The sequence below is a fragment of the Streptomyces tricolor genome (assembly GCF_002155905.1).
Taxonomy (GTDB): domain Bacteria; phylum Actinomycetota; class Actinomycetes; order Streptomycetales; family Streptomycetaceae; genus Streptomyces; species Streptomyces tricolor.
This window is the reverse complement of record NZ_MUMF01000899.1, coordinates 1-1,659: the sequence shown is the minus strand read 5'-3', so window position 1 is coordinate 1,659 and position 1,659 is coordinate 1. Positions and strand designations below refer to the sequence as shown.

Here is a 1,659-nt window from a genome sequence, read left to right as displayed (position 1 = left end):
CGCCGGCGGCGCTGACGGACCGTTCGCGGGCGTGAACCTCGATTTCAGGCCACCCGCACGACGGCGAAGTGAACGCTTTCCCTGCGCCTCTTCATGATCATTTCCGCAGGCCATCGGCGATCTTGCCGGTGCCTGTGCGGGAGCCGAGCGCCCTCTGTGGCGTGAGTGGAAATCGGATTGATCATGCCCTTCGGTCATATGTACGATTCGGTGAGTAGCTGACCAGCTGCTTTCCGTGACTGAGGAGGGCGTTATGAACGAGAACATCGAGATCTCGAACTCCGAGCCGTACGAGCCGCCGACCGTGGTGGAGGTCGGAGAGTTCAACGAGGACACCCTGGGCTTCATCGGCTGGGGCAAGGACATCTTCGGCCACTACTCGGGCGGCTTCTGATCCTCGGTTGTCGGTTCTCGGAGAGCTGAGCGAATGAGTAGCACCGGGTTCGTGGTCCTGCCGGACACGGCGGCCGCGGGCGAGGCTCGCGCGGCCGTCCCCTGGGAGGCGCCGCAGGAGTTCCCGCACGCCTCCGGCCGGCCGTGGCTGGTGGGCCGGTGGTCACCCGGTGACCTCACCGTGGTCACCGCGGGCCCGGTGCGCCTGGCGGTGATCGGGATCTGCCCGGTCACCGCCCCCCGGCTCACCGAACTCGCCGCCCGGATCCGCACGGTGTCCGACGTGGACGCCCTGGCGGCGTCCCTGCCCGGCTCCTGTCATGTGGCGGCATCCGTCGACGGGCAGGTCCGCTTCCAGGGCAGCGTCACCGGACTGCGCAGGGTCTTCCACGCCCGGCTGCACCAGGTGGACGTGGCCGCCGACCGGGCCGATGTGCTCGCGGCGATGACCGGCGCCGGGATCGACGAGACGGCGCTGGCCCTGCGCGTGGCCACAGGAGGATTCCTGCCGCCCCCGCTGGCCGACCGGCCCCTGTGGTCCGGGATCTCCGCGCCGGCCCCGGACCACTGCCTGGTCTGGGAGCGGGACCGGGTGCGCCAGGTGCGGTGGTGGCGGCCGCCGGCTCCGGAACTGTCCCTCGCCGCAGGTGCCGAGGCCGTCGGAAAGGCCCTGGCCGGTGCCCTGGACGAGCGGGCCCCCGGACACGGCCGGCTCAGCTCTGACCTGTCCGGCGGCATGGACTCGACATCACTGTGCTTCCTCGCCGCGCGCCGCGTGCCCGACCTGGTGACCTTCCGGTGGGGTGAGGCCGAGGCCGGCAACGACGACGCCGCCTTCGCCGCCCATGCCATCGGCCTGCTGGACCGCGCCGAGCATCTCGTCGTACCCCCCGGCGAACTTCCGCTGCTGTTCGCCGACGCGGACCGCCCGGTGGACCCGGAGGAGGCCTATCCCTTCGTCCGCACCATCGCGCGCACCCGGTACACGGCGCGGCTGCTCGCCGACGCGGGCTCGCGCCGGCACCTCGCGGGACACGGCGGGGACGAGCTGTTCACACCGTTCCCCGGCTACCTGCACGGACTGCTCCGGCGCCGCCCGCTGACCGCCCTGCGGCACGTCCGGGGCTACGCCGCCCTGAAACGCTGGCCCGTGCTGCCCACCCTCGCCGCGCTGGCCCGCCCCGGTGACGAGGCCGCCTGGTGGCGGGCCAGCGCGGCGAGGGTGGGCAGCCCGGGCCAGCGTTTCAGGGCGGCGTAGCCCCGGAC

2 protein-coding genes are annotated in these 1,659 nt (G+C 72.4%); both read left to right on the top strand.

The genetic code is table 11. The features are described from left to right. Positions 1 to 253 precede the first annotated feature (253 nt). Complete coding sequence (locus CCN44_RS43805; protein WP_107117974.1) at positions 254 to 394, top strand: lasso RiPP family leader peptide-containing protein; 141 nt, start codon at positions 254 to 256, stop codon at positions 392 to 394. Between the two features lie 33 nt (positions 395 to 427). After that, a complete protein-coding gene (locus CCN44_RS41315) occupies positions 428 to 1,651 on the top strand; it encodes an asparagine synthase-related protein (RefSeq protein WP_086704349.1) in 1,224 nt (407 codons plus the stop codon). Positions 1,652 to 1,659 lie beyond the last annotated feature (8 nt).

Excerpts from the sequence above, each read along its gene's own strand:
- CCN44_RS43805 (WP_107117974.1), top strand. The coding sequence starts at position 254 with ATGAACGAGAACATCGAGATCTCGAACTCCGAGCCGTACGAGCCGCCG.
- CCN44_RS41315 (WP_086704349.1), top strand. The coding sequence starts at position 428 with ATGAGTAGCACCGGGTTCGTGGTCCTGCCGGACACGGCGGCCGCGGGC.